This is a genomic window from Domibacillus indicus (assembly GCF_023715895.1).
GTDB classification, from domain to species: domain Bacteria; phylum Bacillota; class Bacilli; order Bacillales; family Domibacillaceae; genus Domibacillus; species Domibacillus indicus_A.
Map to the genome: position 1 here is coordinate 551,498 of NZ_JAMBOO010000001.1, position 18,360 is coordinate 569,857.

The following is an 18,360-nucleotide window of genomic DNA, read 5'->3' on the forward strand; positions in this document are numbered from 1 at the left end:
ATGTTACCGTACCGCCTTTTCTTCAATTGTATCCGTTAAGCGGTTAACAAGGTTCGAGATCTCTTCGTTTTTCATTCGGTAGCTGACTGGATTTACAATTAAACGGGATGTAATGCCAACAATCGTTTCATATTCAACAAGCCCGTTTTCCCGCAGTGTCCGTCCAGTTGATACAATATCAACAATTCGGTCAGACAACCCGATTAAAGGAGCCAGTTCGATCGAACCGTTCAGCTTAATAATCTCTACCTGCTCGCCTTTTTCACGGAAGTAAGCAGAAGCCACGGTTGGATATTTTGTCGCAATTTTTGGCGCTACTTCATTGAGTGTTGTATCTGGAAGTCCTGCCACCGCCAGGTAGCACGGACTGATTTTTAAATCAAGCAATTCGTATACATCCCGCTCTTCTTCAAGCAGCACGTCTTTTCCGGCAATACCGACGTCTGCTACCCCGTGTTCAACGTAGGTCGCTACATCCATCGGCTTTGCCAGGAAAAAGCGCATGTTTTCTTCCGGCACTTCAATGATGAGCTTGCGTGATTCATCCAAGTCCGGCGGAAGCTTATAGCCTGCTTCCTGCATTAGCGCCGCCGCTTCTTCGAAGATCCGCCCTTTTGGCATCGCAATTGTTAGCATGGACATTACACGTTCCCCCCTGATGATTTTCCGACAAAAAACGTTACACTTTTGCACGACTCAGTGAATGAATCTACATCTTTTACCCCGGCCACGTCCTGAAGCAGCACGCATTCTCCTGCCGCGCGGCGTTTTTGTGCTTCCTCAATCGCTTCTACACGTCGGTCGTTACTGAACAGCACACAGTGAACACCTGCTTCGTCTTCAAGCTGGCCAATGGCTTCAAGCAAAAAGTCAACGCGCAGGCCAAAACCTGTCGCACCGGCTGGATGACCAAATTTGCCAAGCAAATCGTCATATCGTCCGCCATTTCCGATGGGTGCTCCCACTCCGTCCGCATACACTTCAAATACAAGACCTGTGTAATAGCTCATGTGGCTGACGAGCGGCAAATCAAACGTTACATGCTCATCTACGCCGTATTCCTGCAGGCGGCCAAACACCATTCTGAGTTCATCAAGCGCTTCGGCACCTGCACTTCCCTCGATCAGCTTTGCCGCTTCGTCAAGACAGTCCATACCGCCTGACAAGTTCAAGAATTGCAGCAAACGCTGCTTATCAATAGATGAAAGCGGGAGGTTTTTGACATGCTCGCGGTAGCCAACATAGTTTTTCTCATATAGGAAGCGTCGCAGCTGTTCAGCCCGCTCTTCCGTGCCAAGAATTTGGCGAAACAGCTCGTCCGTAAACCGAATGTGCCCAAGAGATAATTGAAACTTCTCAAGACCTGTCTCCTTCATAACAGATACAAGCAGAGCAATAACTTCCGCATCGGCACTCATCGTTTCGTCGCCGATCATTTCTACCCCAATTTGCTCAAATTCTGCAGCCCGTCCACCTTCACGCTGCTGGGCGCGGTATACGCTTGCGGAATAAGCAAGGCGCAGCGGCACACGCTCTTTTAATAATTTCGATGCTGCCACACGCGCAATGGGTGCCGTCATGTCGGGACGAAGCACAAGTGTATTGCCCTGCTGGTCAAGCAGCTTAAACAGCTGGCGATCCAAAATGGCTGATGCGTCTCCGACTGTCTCATAATATTCAAGCGCCGGCGTCTCAATAAAACGGTAGCCCCAGCTTCTCATAGCACCCTCAGCCGCTTCTTTTACTTTTCGTTTCGTTTCATAAATGTGCGGCAGTGTATCCCGCATTCCAACTGGCTTTTCAAACATTAACAGCTTCGACATCTTTATCACCCGATCATAGATATTTTTACTTTAGTTCGCTAATGTACTAAAGATATGTTAGTAGTAGTTTAACGGTTCTGACAATTTACGTCAAGCCCAAAAAGCGATAGGCAGACGTTGGATTGCGGAAAGGATAAGACATCCCAAGTTTATGTCGCTTTTTGCCATATAGCTGAGCCCGTTTATCAATGATTGTGCCAATCCCCGGAGTGGGATGACAGGTTAAACCGGAAGCCAGGAAGGAAGAGAACTATATCATTTTAAACCTGCCCTTTTTGAACACAAATAAACCGGGGGCTGCCCGGTTTATTCACCTGATATAGAAGAAGCTGCTATTGCACCAGCCGTGGAAGCAGCGATGACCGCCTGCTGGGATTGAATCATCGCTTGAACAGCCGCCGTTAATCCAGCAGACGATTGGATCATTTCCTGAGAAACAAACACGGCGGCCAGTATGACAGCCATATCTTTATTCCATTTTAATGCAGGAGATTTTTTTAATTCATGCACAGCCGGCGCACATGTTTCTGCCCTTCCCGACAGCGCCATCATGCCAAGTGCTGGATAATGCATGCTTTTTACTTTTATCCCGCTTTGCTCAAGCTTTCGTTTCATCTGTAAGACGGCATCAGCGGTACTTTCTTGAAACAATCCATTCGCCACAAGTATATTGGCCAGGAATTGAAGGTCGTTCCCCCTCCAAAAGCCATGTTTATGAAAGAAATGATAATACCGTTCAGAGGCACCTGCGAGTTCTTGAATGCTTTCCGGCCGGCTGGCCATCATCGCAGCTGCTGGATAATCTTCATTTGATGTAAGTAAAACGTGATGTTTTTTCATTGTATGGTACATTTCTTTTATCCGCTCAGGCTGAACAGATGGCCCCATTAAAAAAGCGGCAATATACGTGTACGGAGAAGAGCGGAAACCAGCTGAACGAAGAATGTGATACTTTCTGTGCAGCTCGGCAATCCGCTCCTCTTCACTGCCGTCTTGAAGCATCAAGAGCCCAGCCATTGGAAAATGGATGGTTCGAAGGGGAGAAAACATCGATCCTGATTTTTTTATATTGGCTGAAAGCGTCCTGAATGCTTCGATGTTAATTGGCTGCTGTCTGGCGGCAAATTGGGCAGCGGTTAGGAGAACAAGCCGTTTGTCGATCCATTTACCTTCTTTTTTCCGCAAAATCGCTGTGTTTTCTTCCAATAGCTTTATGTCCATTCCTGCCACTCTCCTTTTCTTTTTATACGATTTGCTGCCAAAATCGTTTCAAGAAACGGTTTTTCTGCCTCCGCGTTACTGCCAAAAGCGCCTCTGTCCTGCCCGCATCGGTCACTTAGAAACAGCTGGCTATTTTATAGGACTGACCTCTGCTTTTTGGTGCCCAAATTCGTGCTATCATGTTGATGAAGCAAGTTTGCTGGACCAATTTTCCTTTTAACTGTTACAGAATGAACAGCCAAATTGTTTTTGTTTGGACGCTACAGATTGATTTTGCAGCAGTGAAATAATTGGATAAAAGCGTCATTCAAACCGACCGAAGGAATACGGCTGCAGCTATGTTCTCCCGGCCGGCTTTTTGCTTTATTCTGTGTGAAACTATGTGAAACTGCTTGTAATCATGCATAAAGAGAAGGAACTTTTCTAGAAAGCAGCTTTTGTTAAAAAAGCAGCCCTTTGTCATTTCGGAGATATATAAAAAATGAAGTACATAGAAAAAGCGGGAGGTACACTTGTTGGCGACCGAACCGCTCACACAAGGGATGATGACGAATGGGGACACGGTATTCATATTACATGAAATGCGTTTTCTATTTATGTGAACGGCGTAACGGCTAAAAACTTTTCGGGTGATGGCTTTACAATTGAAAATAACGTGGATGCGGTCAAGAAAGTACCAGACAAAGTAAAGCTTGATCGAGTAACGGCGGACTATAACCGCCGGCAGGGCTTATCCATTATCGCAGGCACCAATATTACAATAACAAACAGCACGTTTAAACATACAGAGGGTACTCCTTCTTCGGACGGAATTGCTCTTGAACGCGATAAACCTTACACGCTTCTGCTTGAGAACATGGTGATTCGGCACAAACGGATGCAAAACAATGGAGGATATGGATTGATATTCGCTTTCTCCCATCACAGCCGGGTAGAATACAACATCATCCCATCTAATAAAGAAGGAGGCTTTTTTAAACAGTGCCTACGGTCATACATTGTACGGAAACAAAATCAGCTGTAACGGCGGACATCTCTCAAAACCGTATTTGAGCAGCGGAGTATTCATTCGCGGTGGAGAAAATAATGTGATCAGCGCTAACGATATCTCCCAAAACGCCGAGCGGGGTGTTTATGTGCTGGATCACGCAAATGGGAACGAAATAATCCATAATACTTTAACCGATAACGGACATACCGCTATTGAAGCAAATGATGGCACCGGCCTTGTTATCAAAAACAATCATGTGTCCGGCGCTCATGATGCAGTGATCATCCATGATTTATCTTCTTCTGTTGTTTCCAACAATGGCAGCTCTGTTTCATTCGTACCCCCGGCTGAAGAGCCTGGTCCGGCTGCTGATTCGTCTTCTCCAGCAGAGAAAGAAAGCGAGAAAAAAACAGATCCATCCGATTCTCTCAGCCGCTTGAAAGAAGCGCTTACCGAAAAGTCACTTCCAGCATCTTTAAAATGGGCGATTTTTATGTATCGATTTTTTTAAGCATTGTGCGGACAGCGCAATACTTTTTTTGCATTCATAATAAAAAACCTGCTTCAGCCCTTTGCTGAAGCAGGTTTAATAATCATTGGGTTCCCGCCGGCGAATGCGCCCGGCGGTACATCCTTATTCACCAGTGTCATGGCGGACACAATTGCACCATTACCAATTTCAATACCGGGCAAAATGGTGCAGTTGGCTCCAATCATGACGTTATCACCGATCACAACGGGACCAATACGATATTCATCGGTTAAATATTCATGTGCCAAAATGGTGGTGTTATAGCCGATAATTGTGTTACGTCCTACCGTAATCTGTTCCGGAAACATAATATCCGGTACCACCTTATAAGCAAAAGCGGTTCCTGCCCCAATTTTCATACCGAGCAGACGCCGGTACAGTGCATTTTTCACGCGAACGAACGGAACAAAACGGCTTATTTCAATAACGGCTGTGTTTTTGAATGTTTTCCAGAACGAAACGGTTTGATAAATGTGAAAAAGCGGGTTTGCACCGCCTTTTAACGTGTACCGTTTCGTCCGTCTCATTTCTGGCTGGCTCCGACCTGCAGAATATCAAGCAAATCTGCCATCGATTCTAGCATGTAATCCGGGTCATACGTATTAAGAAAATCGCGCCCTTTCAGTGACCAGGCTACACCTGCCGTTTGAACGCCCGCGTTCCTCCCGCCTTCAATATCGTGATAGTTATCGCCGACCATAATGGCTTCCTCCGGCTTCGAACCAAGAGCAGCCAATGCTTTTTGGACAGGCTCTGGATGCGGCTTCGCATGTTCAACATCATCAAGCCCGATGACTACATCGAAAAACGGATCAAGCTTTGTCAGCTTCAAGCCTTTAAGGACCGTTTCGTGAATCTTCGTTGAAACAATCGCCATTTTATACCCGTTTTCATGCAATGTGCGGATGGTTTCGTACACACCTTCAAATTCTGTTACAAGTGCATCATGTTTTTCGTGGTTAAATGCGCGGTAATGAGCAACCATTTCCATCGTCCGTTCCTTATCCAGCGCTTCGAACGTATCAATAAGCGGCGGCCCCATGAACGGGTATACATCTTCGCGCTTGTATTGGTTTGGAAAATAATGATTTAACGTATGAAGAAATGATTGCACAATCAGTTCATTTGTATTGATTAACGTTCCATCTAAATCAAACAGCAGTGTTGTAATATTTTTCATATATGAACAGCTTCCTTTCTTGTTGCCCGTCCCGGCTGCTTCCAAAGACGTGCGACAGCAATCGTTAACACAACAGCTGTGGTTACACGAATAAGGAAAAGCGGCCAAACTGGAATACCGAGTGGAATAAATATAAGTGTATCTTCAATCACCGCGTGGCAGGCGACGAGAAAAATAAAAGCCAGCGTTACATCGCGCTTACTGACCCCATCTTCTTCGACCGCCTGTATCATGACTGCTGACCCCATTGCCAGACCGATAAGCAGGCCGGATGCCAGCGTCATTGATGTGTTTTCCCGCATGCCAAGAAACCGTGTGACAGGAGCGACAGCTTTAGAAAATGCATCAAGCCATTTTAAATCTTTGGCAATTTGAATGATAATCATAAGCGGAATGACAATCGCAGCTAGCTGCAAAACGCCAAAAACGGCTTTTTGCAGGCCCAGCAGCACAATAGCTCCCCATGTGTCCGGCTGAACAGCCGACTCAGGAACCATGCCGTATTGAGCAATCTCTCCGCCGCCCTGCCAGACGAGGTTGATGACGATACCGGCTGTTATCGCAAGCCCGATACGGACCGCTAGGATGATCCACATTTTCACACCAACTTTAACAGCAACGGTCGATTCGATAAATAAATTATGGGAGAACGACAGCATCATCGCAAGAATAAACACTTCTTTCACAGTCAATTCCAGCGATAAAATCGCCCCGATCCCCGCATACAAATTGAGCGCATTCCCAATCACAAGTGGAATCGCTGCATCTCCAGATAAACCAAAAATCCCCATCAGAGGGCTGATTAAATGGATGATCCATGGCAGCACAGGCGTAAATTGCAAAATGGTGACAACGAGCGTAATCGGAAAAATCACTTTTCCCAGCTTCCACGTTGTCATACAGCCTGTCTGCAGCCCTTTGACAACTGTTTGTCTCACGATGCCATCTTCCCTTCATTCGTTTGATCTGCATAACGCGGCAGCGTATATCTTACGCGGCGATACACAAGAAGAGCCGCTGCGATCACGATCAAGGACAAGGACAGCACTTGGGCAATCCGTAAAAAATCACCTGGCAGCATTAAACTGTCTGTACGCATTCCTTCAATAAAGAAGCGGCCGACCGAATACCAAATTACATAAGATAGGAACAGCTCGCCGCGTTTCGGGTTTACTCTGCGCAAGACAAGCAAAAGCACAAATCCGAGGATATTCCAAACGGATTCGTATAAGAAGGTAGGATGGTAATAAGCACCGTCAATATACATCTGATTGATAATAAATTCTGGCAAATGAAGATTCTCTAAAAATGAGCGTGTGACTTCTCCGCCGTGTGCTTCCTGGTTCATAAAGTTTCCCCAGCGGCCGATTGCCTGCCCCAAAATAATAGAAGGCGCCGCAATATCCGCCAGTTTCCAAAAAGAAAGACGGCGCTTTCTTGTAAATACAATCGCGGTAATAACCGATCCAATCAACGCCCCGTGAATGGCGATACCGCCGTTCCAAATTTGAATAATGGCTTCGGGATGCTGTGAATAGTAAGACCATTCAAACAGAACATAGTAAGCGCGTGCTGAAATAAGCGCGATTGGAATGGCCCAAATCAGCAAATCAGAAAACGTATCCTCGGGCAGGCCAAGTCTGTTTGCTTCTTTTGAAGCTAAATAAAAACCGAGGGCGATACCGATTCCGATAATAATGCCATACCAGTGTACTTGAAAATTGCCCAGTTCCAAGGCAATTGGATTTAACGGATACTCCAAAATGTTTTCACTCCTTACTGCTTACTATCGATTCCAGCATCATTAATGGCACCGGCCAGTTTATCTGTGAATTCCTGGGCTGCGTTCACACCCATCCGTTTTAAGCGGAAGTTCATGGCTGCCACTTCAATGATAACAGCCAGGTTTCGTCCAGGGCGGACCGGCAGGGTAATCTTTGTAATCTCCGAATCCAAAATAGGAAGTTTATCTTCTTCAATGCCAAGACGATCATATTGTTTGTCCGGGTCCCATAGCTCAAGGTTTACGTTCAATGTAATAATTTTATGTGAACGAACGGCTCCTGCCCCGAAAAGTGTCATGACGTTAATAATGCCCAGCCCGCGAATTTCCAGCAAATGCTCAATCAATTCTGGTGAATTACCCACCAGACGCCCGATGTCTTCCTGACGGATCTCTACACAGTCATCTGCCACAAGTCGATGGCCGCGCTTTACAAGCTCAAGCGCTGTCTCACTTTTCCCGACGCCGCTTTGTCCGGTAATCAATACACCGATCCCATAAATATCAACAAGAACGCCATGAATAGCTGTTGTTGGTGCAAGCATAGATTCCAGGTAATTAGTCAGCTGGCTTGCAAATTTAGTCGTGGTCATTTTCGAACGCATAACCGGCACTGAATAAGCCTCTGATGCTTCAATGAGTTCAACGGGTACACTTAAATTGCGCGAAACGATAATAGCAGGTGTTTCATAGTCACACAGCTTATCCATCCGGTCTTTTTTTTCTTCAGGGTTAAGCCGCTGAAAAAAAGACAGCTCGGTCATACCGATCAGCTGTACACGTTCTGCCGGATAATAATCAAAAAATCCTGCTATCTCAAGACCCGGACGTGATAAGTCACTTAATTTAATAGGGCGATGAAGTCCTTCTTCACCACTAACAAGCTCTAAATCGAATTTCTCCAAAAGATCAACTGCACGCACTTTTGGCATCGTATTCCCTCCTCTTCACCAAAACGAATTGCCTTCATTGTACCATGTTTCTGATTAAAACAGACGTTTCGGTATCGATTTTCCATGTTCTCCTGTACATAAAGAACGAAAGGAGTGATTCATGTGAAAATCGCCATTGATGCAGGGCATGGCCCGACAACCCGAGGCAAACGGTCACCTGACGGAATGAAAGAATTCGAGTTTAATAGGGCAACCGCCTTGTTTCTCCGTGATGAGCTGCCAGCGGACACGTTGTTGGTTCATGATGATCAGATCGATCTTTCCCTCAGAGAACGGGTGCAGCGGGCAAACCAGGCTGGTGCTGATTTATACGTATCGATTCACGCAAACGCTTTTGGCACGGGCTGGACAGAACCAAATGGCATTGAAACCTACGTTTATACGTCCCGGCCGCCCCAGTCCATGGCTATAGCACAAGCCGTACAGCGGGAGCTTGTTTTGGCAACAGGGCGGCGTGACCGCGGAGTAAAGACGGCTGATTTTTATGTACTGCGAAAAACCATAATGCCCGCTATTTTAATTGAAGCCGGATTTATGACCCATAAAACGGAAGCGGTCCTGCTGCAAAGGACGGATTACCGAAAAACGTGCGCAAGAGCGATTGCGTCAGCGATTCGGCTGACCTGTATGTAGCCAAAAAAAGCAGGAAGCCATCGCTTCCTGCTTTTTTTATTTTCTTCTTAAAATGGTCGATTGCAAAATCATATTGACCAAAGCCATAATGATGGCGATCACAAGCGCGAGCCCGAAACTTTCAATTTCAAATGCGTAGCCCATAATGCTGTCTGTCATCAGAAGCGTAATAGCGTTAATGACAAATAAAAACAACCCAAGTGAAATCATCGTGATCGGCAGTGTTAAGATCACAAGCACTGGCCGGACAATAAGATTTAAAACGGATAATACCAGGCTGGCAATAACTGCATAGAGGAAACTATCCACATGCAGCCCTGGAAAATAGCCTGCCAATGCAACAAACAAAATGGCATTAATAAGCACGCCTGCTATCCAGCCCATTCTGAAAACTCCCTTGCTTCTTTAGTAATTAAATGCCATCTCCAAACGAATCCTCGTCCGAGCCTGGCGGCGGTGTCTGGCGCAATGAAGACATCCGCAGTGTAATCGAGCCTGTTTTCGTTTCCGCATCAATCATGAGCTGACGGTCACCCATCACGTTGTCACTTTCAAACTTCAATGATTTTTGGATGCGCTCATCTTTTTCTGAAACATGGCCCATTCCAGTTTCCGGCAGCGTCAGCCGGCCTGCGGTTGTGCGAATCTCTCCTTTTACAGCAAGATCCTGTGGTACATAGAGTTCAATATTTCCAGTCATGGATTCAGCGCGGACCGCCTCAGCCTGATCTCTTTTCGCATCGTATAGCAGGTTGCCATTAAACGTCTGCAAATCGGCAAACCGATAGGTTCCGACCATATGAATCGCACCGTTAAACGTATTAAGCTCTGCCCGTTCCCCTTCACAGTCAATCAGGCGGATCGGACCGTTTCCTGTTTCTGCTTCGATCACCGCAATATGGCTGTTTTTCAATTCTATTTTCCCATTTCCGGAACGGACCTCAAGCTTCTCTGCTTCCACATCCCTCATATCAAATGCACCGTTAAATAGTTTTACCGACACATCATCCAGTTCCTTTGAAGGAATAAAAAGCGTAATATCTGTTTTCATCAGCTTTAAGCCGACTGAAAGAGACAGTTTATCTTCGCGGGCATAAAAAATGCTGTTTTTCAAAAAGGACTGTTTTGCTTCTTCTTCTGTAGAAACACCAAACACTTTCACATGGCATTCCGCTTTTACACCGTCGCCATCCCATGGACGGACTGTAACAGATCCGTTCGCTGTCTCAAGCTTTAAACGGCGCGGCATTACATTTTGCTCATGAAAAACATGTGTAAATTCAGTTCCTTTTCCGACAAAAGGCATTTCTACATCTTTTAATCGTTTAACAGCTGACTGCATAAACTCGAATAACTTGTCTTTTGACTGAGTAACGGTTTCGGTTGTCGGGCGCTGGCCGGCCATTTTTTGACCGAACTTCTCCAGTTCTTCAAAAAGGCCGCCCAGGTTGAAGCCTTTCGAGCTCTCTTCCTCTTTTGCTGCAGAAGAACGCGTTTCTTTCTCGCTTGAGATGGCACTGCCCTTCTCTAAGGCTTCAATCAATTTGACTGCTTCATCCGCTGAAATCACTCCGGATTCAACCATTTTTAATATGCGCAGTTTTTCTTCGCTCATCAATGTAAACCTCCCGTTTTTCGTTTCTATTCGTGTATACGAACGCTCCATCAAAAGGTTTCATTTTATTCTGCTTTGACAGCCATACGCTCACGATCACGTTCTAAAATTTTCTTCAAATAGTAACCTGTATGTGATTCTTTCGTCGCAGCGATGTCTTCAGGCGTGCCGGATGCTACGATCGTTCCGCCTTTATCGCCTCCTTCAGGGCCAAGGTCAACAAGATAATCGGCCGCCTTAATCACATCAAGGTTGTGCTCAATGACCAGCACCGTATCACCATTATCAACGAGGCGCTGCAGCACTTGAAGAAGCCGGGCAATATCATCGGTATGCAGACCGGTGGTCGGCTCATCCAAAATATAAAACGAGCGGCCGGTCGAGCGGCGGTGCAGCTCGGATGCCAATTTAACACGCTGCGCTTCCCCGCCGGATAAGGTAGTGGCCGGCTGTCCAAGCGTAATATAACCGAGACCGACATCTGCAATGGTTTGAAGCTTCCGGCTGATTTTCGGAATGTTTTCAAAGAACTCAAGCGCATCTTCAACGGTCATTTCAAGCACATCTGAGATGCTTTGGCCTTTGTATTTTACTTCAAGCGTTTCCCGGTTATACCGTTTGCCATGACATACTTCACACGGTACGTATACGTCCGGCAGAAAATGCATTTCAATTTTAATGATGCCGTCTCCCCGGCACGCTTCACAGCGGCCGCCTTTTACGTTAAAGCTGAAACGGCCTTTTTTGTACCCGCGTACCTTCGCTTCGTTTGTCTGCGCGAACACATCCCGAATGTCATCAAAAACACCCGTATAAGTGGCCGGGTTGGAGCGCGGCGTGCGGCCGATCGGCGACTGGTCAATATCAATGACTTTATCGAGCTGATCAATTCCTTTCACTTCTTTGTGGGCGCCTGGACGCGCTTTTGCCCGGTTCAGCTTTTGTGCCAGTGCTTTATAAAGGATCTCGTTAATGAGCGTACTTTTTCCTGAACCTGATACACCTGTTACAGCTGTAAATACGCCGAGCGGGAATTTCGCTTTTACATTTTTTAAATTGTTTTCTTTCGCGCCAATGACTTCAACCCAGCGGCCATCCGGCTTACGCCGCTCCTCCGGAAGAGGAATGTATTTGTCGCCCGACAAATACTGGCCGGTGAGTGATTTTTCATTTTTCATTACTTCTTCCGGTGTGCCCGCTGCAATAACCGAACCGCCGTGAACACCTGCGCCCGGACCGATATCGATCAAATAGTCGGCTGCAATCATGGTGTCTTCATCATGCTCAACGACAATAAGGGTGTTGCCAATATCACGCATATTCTGCATGGTGCGAATCAAGCGGTCATTATCACGCTGATGAAGACCGATAGAAGGTTCGTCTAAAATGTACAGTACACCGGTCAGGCGTGAGCCAATTTGCGTGGCGAGCCGGATGCGCTGCGCTTCTCCACCGGAAAGCGTGCCGGCTGCACGGCTTAATGTTAAGTAATCAAGTCCGACATCAATTAAAAATCCAAGTCGCTCGCAAATTTCCCGCAGTACAAGGCGGGCGATTTGCATTTCCTTTTCAGTCAGCTCAATATCTCTGAAAAAGTCAGCTGCTTCCTGAATGGAAAAAGCGGTCGTATCAGAAATGGTTAAGTCGTTAATTTTAACGGCCAGGCTTTCTTTTTTCAGCCGCTGCCCTTTACAAGTCGGGCACTTCGATTCACCCATATACTTTTCCATTTGTTCCCGGATATAATCCGAGCTTGTTTCTTTATAGCGGCGCTCTACATTGCTGATTACACCTTCAAACACGATATGATTGTCCCGGATTTGCCCGAAGTCATTTTCATACCGAAAACGGATGCGGTCCTTTCCAGAACCATTCAAAAGTTTATCCTTATGCTCTTCCGGAAGGTCTTTCCACGCTGTATCCATATCAATCTTATAATGCGTACAAACCGCTTTTAAAAGCTGCGGATAATATTGAGAGCTGATCGGTTCCCATGGAGCAATCGCATTCTCGTTTAAAGTCAGGTCTTTATCAGGAACCACTAAATCTGCATCTGCTTTTTTCTTCATGCCAAGACCGTCACAGGATGGGCAGGCGCCGAATGGGCTGTTAAATGAAAACATGCGCGGTTCCAGTTCCCCAACCGAAAACCCGCAATGCGGGCAGGCATGGTGCTCACTAAACAGCATTTCTTCTTCACCGATCACATCGACAATGACATTTCCTTCACCAAGGCGAAGAGCCGTTTCTATCGAATCTGCCAGACGCGCTTCTACACCTTCTTTTACGACGATCCGGTCAATAATAACCTCAATCGAATGCTTTTTGTTTTTTTCCAGTTCAATCTCTTCTTCTAAATCATGCATGTCTCCGTTTACACGCACACGGACATATCCTTGTCGTTTTATATCTTCAAACACTTTCGCATGCGTGCCTTTACGGCCGGAGACAACCGGGGCGAGCACTTGAATTTTAGTTCGCTCCTCAAGCTCCATGACCCGGTCGACCATCTGGCCGATCGTCTGGGAAGTAATTTCAATATCGTGGATCGGACAGATAGGCCGCCCAACCCGTGCATATAAAAGACGCAGGTAATCATAAATTTCTGTTACGGTTCCTACGGTCGAACGCGGATTGCGGCTCGTTGTTTTCTGATCGATGGAAATCGCCGGTGATAGTCCCTCGATAGAGTCGACATCCGGTTTATCCATCTGCCCTAAAAACTGGCGGGCGTAGGCAGACAGCGATTCTACATAACGCCGCTGTCCTTCCGCATAAATGGTATCAAAGGCAAGCGATGATTTTCCTGATCCGGACAAGCCGGTTAATACGACCAGCTGGTCACGTGGAATGGTTATATCAATATTTTTTAGATTATGGGCACGTGCCCCTTTTACAGATATATGATCAATGGCCATGAGGGCACCTCTATTCTGATTTTAATTCAAACAATGCGTCACGAAGCTCGGCAGCACGCTCGAAATCGAGTGCTTTTGCTGCTTCTTTCATTTCCGCCTCTAAGCTCGCAATAAGTTTTTGTCTTTCCTGCTTTGAAATTTTTCGGCCGGTATTCTTTGAAGCGTATGTTTCGGTTTCCTCCGCTGCTTGTGTGGCACGTATCACATCGCGGATATCTTTTTGAATGGTCATTGGCGTAATGCCGTGCTTCTCATTGTACGCTTCTTGAATTTCACGGCGGCGTTTTGTTTCTTCGATCGCTTTTGTCATGGAATCTGTCATTTTATCAGCATACATAATGACTTTTCCTTCGGCATTACGTGCAGCCCGGCCAATGGTTTGAATAAGCGACCGTTCGGAGCGAAGGAACCCTTCTTTATCTGCATCGAGAATAGCCACTAGCGATACTTCCGGGATATCGAGTCCTTCCCGGAGCAAGTTGATTCCGACGAGAACATCATACTTGCCGAGGCGCAAATCGCGGATAATTTCAATTCGCTCAAGTGTTTTAATTTCCGAATGCAAATACTGCACTTTAATGCCGATTTCTTTCAAGTAATCCGTTAAGTCTTCCGACATTTTCTTTGTTAATGTTGTGATCAGTACGCGCTCGTCTTTTTCGATCCGTTCATTGATTTCGCCAAGCAGATCGTCAATCTGCCCTTCGATCGGCCGAACGTCAATGGTTGGGTCAAGCAGGCCAGTCGGGCGAATAATCTGCTGTGTCATTTCTGGCGTTTGCTCAAGCTCATATGGGCCTGGTGTTGCCGATACGTACACAATCTGGTTAATGTGCTCTTCAAATTCCGAAAAAGTAAGAGGCCGGTTATCCTTCGCGGATGGAAGGCGGAACCCATGGTCAACAAGCACCTGCTTGCGCGCCTGGTCGCCATTGTACATGCCGCGCACCTGCGGCAGCGTAACATGGGACTCATCAATGACCATTAAAAAGTCATCTGGAAAATAATCCAATAATGTATAAGGAGTTGAACCCGGCGGACGAAGTGTTAAATGGCGCGAATAGTTTTCAATTCCTGAGCAAAAACCCATTTCGCGCATCATTTCCAGATCATAGCGGGTCCGCTGTTCTAAACGCTGCGCTTCTAAAAGCTTTTCCTCTGCCCGAAGCTCTGCCAGGCGCTCTTCCAGCTCCTGCTCAATGTTGCCGATGGCAATGTTCATTTTTTCTTCCCGCGTAACGAAGTGGCTGGCCGGGAAAATAGCGGCATGCTCGCGGTCACCCATAATTTCTCCGGTCAAAGCATCCACTTCGCGAATGCGGTCAATTTCATCTCCAAAAAACTCAACACGAATACACCGCTCGTCTCTTGAAGCCGGGAAAATTTCTACTACATCTCCACGAACTCGGAACGTTCCGCGCTTAAAATCAATGTCATTTCGTTCATATTGAATGTCAACAAGGCGCCGAAGCAAATCATTTCGCGGCACCTCCATGCCTGTGCGGAGCGAGATCACCATTTCTTTATATTCTTCCGGTGAACCGAGGCCATAAATGCACGACACCGACGCGATAATAATGACATCATCGCGTTCGAATAGAGAAGACGTTGCCGAGTGGCGCAGCTTATCAATTTCATCGTTAATACTGGCATCTTTTTCAATAAATGTATCCGTTTGCGGGACGTACGCCTCCGGCTGATAATAATCGTAGTAACTGACGAAGTATTCCACTGCGTTATTTGGGAAAAATTCTTTAAACTCACTGTAAAGCTGGCCAGCAAGCGTTTTGTTATGGGCGATGACAAGCGTGGGCTTTTTCACTTCCTGAATCACATTTGAGACGGTAAAGGTTTTCCCTGTACCTGTCGCGCCAAGCAGCGTTTGATGTTTTTTGCCGCTGCGAATGCCTTCGACAAGTTCTGCAATGGCTGCCGGCTGGTCGCCCTCCGGTTTATATTTAGAAACTAAGTTAAATTCATGCGCCAACGCATTGTCCCCCTGTCTATATCCGTTCTTCTTTCTTTTATACTTCCCATTTTATCATGATCGAAACAAAAAAAGCCAACAAAAAGCACACACCTGTTCGGAATGCGTGTTTTTGCGGCGATAAAAAAACACCGAATCCACTTCGGTGTCAATTCAGCTTTACCTTCAGCCGTTTCATCATTCGGTTGGACAGCCAAAGGCCGGCTGTAATAGAAAAAGCGTCCATTACGATCAATTCCCACGTATGGGTATATCCTTTATAGGCAGATGCGGCAATCAGTGCGACTGTCAAAATAACGCCAAGAAACTGGTTGTATGTTACACGTGAAAACAGTAAAACAAGCAAAGCCGGCATAAACATAGCCAGAATCAGCTTATCCACCATCATGCCCTCCTAAGTTTTTTCTTTTATCATACTGGATTTTTCTTTTTTCGGAAAGATTGGATTTTATTATGACCGGTTAATAATGCGCTCTGTTAAATCCCGAAGCTCACTGTGCGGCATAAATTTCTCAGCCAGCATATCCGGCATAATGTGGTCGATAAAATACTGCACACAACGAAGATCTTGAAATTTTAAAATCGTGTTGAGCGCTTCTTCGTAAATTTCAAAGAAAAGCGGGTCTGGATTTCGTTTTAAAATTTCTCCATACGCTTCATACAGCAAATCCACTTTATCGGCTACTGACAAAATGCGTCCTTCAAGCGTGCCGTCTTTCCCTTCTTTTAAACGCCTAAAATAGGCTTCGTGGAACTCCGGCGGAAATTCCGCTTCAATAAAGCGGCGTGCCATTTTTTCTTCTACCTGCGAAAACAGCTCTTTTAATTCTGTTGTCGCATACTTTACCGGTGTTTTAATATCTCCGGTAAACAACTCCGCATAATCATGGTTGAGTGCTTTTTCATATAAAGACCGCCAGTCCACTGTTGCGCCTTTCATTTCCTCGACTGTGCCTAAAAATTGAGCGATTTTTGTGACCTTGAATGAATGAGCCGCCACATTATGGGTTTGAAATTTAAACTTCCCCGGCAGGCGGTATAAATGCTCAAGATCTGACAGTGTTTTAAAGTATGTATGTACCCCCATGACATCCACTCCTTTTCTAATGAAGAAACCTGTTCATTTTCTGTAAGGTATGATGACTATTGTAACGGCAAATAAACAGAAAAAAAAGAAAAATCCACTCTGTTATGGAACAACAGGTGGATTTTTGTATTGAATCCGATTACATTCTCCGAAAAAATTACTCTTCTACTTTACTTAAACAGCGTTCACATTCCGTATGGTACGACTCATGCTGCTCTGTTATCTGTGCCCCGCACTGGCAGCACTCTTTCCCCGGGATATTACGGTAAAATTCTAACGGCATCATGTTCATGTCCCCCTTTTGATTTTTGGTTGATGTGTTGCTGTACGTTTATTGTATTATAACAGATATAATAAGCCAACATGTGTTATATAATAAATTCGTTTTTTGCGATAAAAAAACGCCCTTCGAAAAGGGCGTTTAATCAGAAAACACAGAGTCATCCAGATATTCTTTTTCTTCGGGCGCAAATAGCAGGCCAAGCTCATGGTGTTCATTTTCATAAATAGAGCCTTGCGTAAATCGAACCTGCCCGTTTGTGCCAATCACTTCAAGCTTGCAATAAGCAGCATTTTTCTGCAGCGCTTTATAAAATTCTGGTTCTGTCCCTACCGGTATCCCGTTTACTTTTGTGATAATTTCACCAATCATCAGCCCCATCTTTCGAGCAGGTGCTCCCGGGAGAACGCCCACCACCATGATTCCTTTCGGCTGGGTTGTAAAAAAGTATGGACGATGCTTTTCATAGCTGAAATGCCGGCGGGTAATTGCTATGCGCGCAATAGCTGCGAATAAAACAGCGGCCGCCGACAGCTGCCATACCCAATAAGAACCTGCCGCAATAAGCAATGCCAGAGCACCGGCCCAAATAACACTTTTACCCGTCGCCTGTACGGCCAGCGCCGGAAGTGTACTGCGCACAGTCATTGAAAAGCCGACTAGAAACGGAAATAAGATCAGGTAGTAATGCCCGGCGCCAATCGGGATCACCGGCCACCAATCCGCAAATGATTCAAGCGGGCGGGCTCCTGGAACCGGGAGAAATACTGGAACAAGCCAAAGGCGCCGCGCCAAATGAACCGCCGTTTTTTGTCCGCGCTTACTCATCTCCAGGCGCGGCGACGTTCCCTGATAACCGCGCTTATGAATAAGCACCCCTTCGGCTATTACCAGAAGTGCCGTGATAAGGGCTAGAATAGATAAAATGCTTTCCATTTTCAAAGGTTCATAGGAAATAAATGAATATCCCGCGTAATCGGCCAGAATAAATACAGCATAAGCGGCTGTTAAGGTCCAGGCAGGCGACAGCAGAAAAAAGCCGCCAATACTGAAGATAATAAACAGCGCTGCCATAAAGCTGAGCAGGTCAGCCGGTAAAGCCAGGCCAAGACCAAGAGAAATAATAGACAGCACGAGACCTACTGCCAGGCTTGATGGCAAAATAAACCGGATTTCTTGATATATATCATATACGCGTGTGCCGAAGTCCTTGCGTTCACGCGTGACACGAAACATGCCGACTACAAAAGCCAGAACAAATGAAAAATAAAAGACAGGGTGAAGCAATAATCTTCCTGCAGCCGTAATGAGCTGCATGAGCCAGTCCAAAGCCATAAAAGTCCCTCCAGAGCGTTGC

General features: G+C 46.0%; 19 protein-coding genes. 3 read left to right on the plus strand and 16 right to left on the minus strand.

The genetic code is table 11. From position 1 onward, the window contains the following. Positions 1-3: 3 nt before the first annotated feature. From hisG to M3221_RS02895, 3 genes are all read right to left on the minus strand, one after another. Complete coding sequence (hisG, locus tag M3221_RS02885) at positions 4-642, minus strand: ATP phosphoribosyltransferase (protein WP_251270029.1); 639 nt, start codon at positions 640-642, stop codon at positions 4-6. Next, positions 642-1,823, minus strand: a complete 1,182-nt coding sequence (locus tag M3221_RS02890; protein WP_251270030.1) for an ATP phosphoribosyltransferase regulatory subunit — start codon at positions 1,821-1,823, stop codon at positions 642-644. Before M3221_RS02890 ends, hisG begins: the two co-directional genes overlap by 1 nt. Positions 1,824-2,129: 306 nt before the next feature. Then, a complete protein-coding gene (locus M3221_RS02895) occupies positions 2,130-3,044 on the minus strand; it encodes a DUF4003 family protein (RefSeq protein WP_251270031.1) in 915 nt (304 codons plus the stop codon). Positions 3,045-3,642: 598 nt separating this feature from the next. Between M3221_RS02895 and M3221_RS02900 the strand changes: the two genes are divergently transcribed. Both M3221_RS02900 and M3221_RS02905 read left to right on the plus strand, forming a co-directional pair. Next, positions 3,643-4,068, plus strand: coding sequence for a right-handed parallel beta-helix repeat-containing protein (locus M3221_RS02900; protein ID WP_251270032.1), 426 nt, complete (start codon positions 3,643-3,645; stop codon positions 4,066-4,068). Beyond that, complete coding sequence (locus M3221_RS02905; RefSeq protein ID WP_251270033.1) at positions 4,043-4,546, plus strand: right-handed parallel beta-helix repeat-containing protein; 504 nt, start codon at positions 4,043-4,045, stop codon at positions 4,544-4,546. Before M3221_RS02900 ends, M3221_RS02905 begins: the two co-directional genes overlap by 26 nt. A 53-nt stretch (positions 4,547-4,599) precedes the next feature. On the opposite strand, the gene M3221_RS02910 is transcribed toward M3221_RS02905, so the two are convergent. From M3221_RS02910 to hprK, 5 genes are read right to left on the minus strand one after another with little or no spacing between them, the layout of a single operon-like run. Further along, positions 4,600-5,094, minus strand: a complete 495-nt coding sequence (locus tag M3221_RS02910; RefSeq protein WP_251270034.1) for an acyltransferase — start codon at positions 5,092-5,094, stop codon at positions 4,600-4,602. Next, positions 5,091-5,747 carry a pyrophosphatase PpaX gene (gene ppaX, locus M3221_RS02915; RefSeq protein WP_251270035.1) on the minus strand — a complete coding sequence of 219 codons (657 nt, stop codon included), beginning with the start codon at positions 5,745-5,747 and terminating at the stop codon, positions 5,091-5,093. The genes M3221_RS02910 and ppaX overlap by 4 nt, the downstream gene beginning before the upstream one ends. Next, entirely contained in the window at positions 5,744-6,685 is a 942-nt protein-coding gene (locus M3221_RS02920; protein WP_396120233.1) for a nucleoside recognition domain-containing protein, read from the minus strand. The genes ppaX and M3221_RS02920 overlap by 4 nt, the downstream gene beginning before the upstream one ends. Continuing rightward, positions 6,682-7,509: a prolipoprotein diacylglyceryl transferase gene (gene lgt, locus M3221_RS02925; protein ID WP_285878712.1), complete on the minus strand. Its 828-nt coding sequence runs from the start codon at positions 7,507-7,509 to the stop codon at positions 6,682-6,684. Before lgt ends, M3221_RS02920 begins: the two co-directional genes overlap by 4 nt. Positions 7,510-7,523: 14 nt before the next feature. Beyond that, positions 7,524-8,462, minus strand: a complete 939-nt coding sequence (hprK, locus tag M3221_RS02930) for an HPr(Ser) kinase/phosphatase (protein WP_251270036.1) — start codon at positions 8,460-8,462, stop codon at positions 7,524-7,526. Positions 8,463-8,585: 123 nt separating this feature from the next. On the opposite strand from hprK, the gene M3221_RS02935 reads away from it, so the two are divergent. Beyond that, a complete protein-coding gene (locus M3221_RS02935) occupies positions 8,586-9,116 on the plus strand; it encodes an N-acetylmuramoyl-L-alanine amidase (protein WP_251270037.1) in 531 nt (176 codons plus the stop codon). A 36-nt stretch (positions 9,117-9,152) separates the two neighbouring features. Here M3221_RS02935 and M3221_RS02940 read toward each other — a convergent pair whose 3' ends face one another. The 8 genes from M3221_RS02940 to M3221_RS02975 form a co-directional block, all read right to left on the minus strand. Further along, entirely contained in the window at positions 9,153-9,500 is a 348-nt protein-coding gene (locus M3221_RS02940) for a phage holin family protein (RefSeq protein WP_251270038.1), read from the minus strand. A 28-nt stretch (positions 9,501-9,528) separates the two neighbouring features. Beyond that, complete coding sequence (locus tag M3221_RS02945; RefSeq protein ID WP_251270039.1) at positions 9,529-10,731, minus strand: DUF4097 family beta strand repeat-containing protein; 1,203 nt, start codon at positions 10,729-10,731, stop codon at positions 9,529-9,531. A 65-nt stretch (positions 10,732-10,796) separates the two neighbouring features. Then, positions 10,797-13,649 (minus strand): excinuclease ABC subunit UvrA, encoded by a 2,853-nt coding sequence (gene uvrA, locus M3221_RS02950; protein WP_251270040.1) that lies wholly within the window; start codon positions 13,647-13,649, stop codon positions 10,797-10,799. Positions 13,650-13,659: 10 nt separating this feature from the next. Next, entirely contained in the window at positions 13,660-15,636 is a 1,977-nt protein-coding gene (gene uvrB / locus M3221_RS02955; RefSeq protein WP_251270041.1) for an excinuclease ABC subunit UvrB, read from the minus strand. A gap of 148 nt (positions 15,637-15,784) precedes the next feature. Further along, positions 15,785-16,021 (minus strand): CsbA family protein, encoded by a 237-nt coding sequence (locus M3221_RS02960; RefSeq protein ID WP_251270042.1) that lies wholly within the window; start codon positions 16,019-16,021, stop codon positions 15,785-15,787. 66 nt (positions 16,022-16,087) lie between these two features. Further along, positions 16,088-16,723: a YfbR-like 5'-deoxynucleotidase gene (locus M3221_RS02965; protein WP_251270043.1), complete on the minus strand. Its 636-nt coding sequence runs from the start codon at positions 16,721-16,723 to the stop codon at positions 16,088-16,090. Positions 16,724-16,880: 157 nt separating this feature from the next. After that, positions 16,881-17,009 (minus strand): protein YhfH, encoded by a 129-nt coding sequence (yhfH, locus tag M3221_RS02970; protein WP_242231866.1) that lies wholly within the window; start codon positions 17,007-17,009, stop codon positions 16,881-16,883. A gap of 135 nt (positions 17,010-17,144) precedes the next feature. Then, complete coding sequence (locus M3221_RS02975) at positions 17,145-18,338, minus strand: PDZ domain-containing protein (protein WP_251270044.1); 1,194 nt, start codon at positions 18,336-18,338, stop codon at positions 17,145-17,147. Between the last annotated feature and the right edge of the window lie 22 nt (positions 18,339-18,360).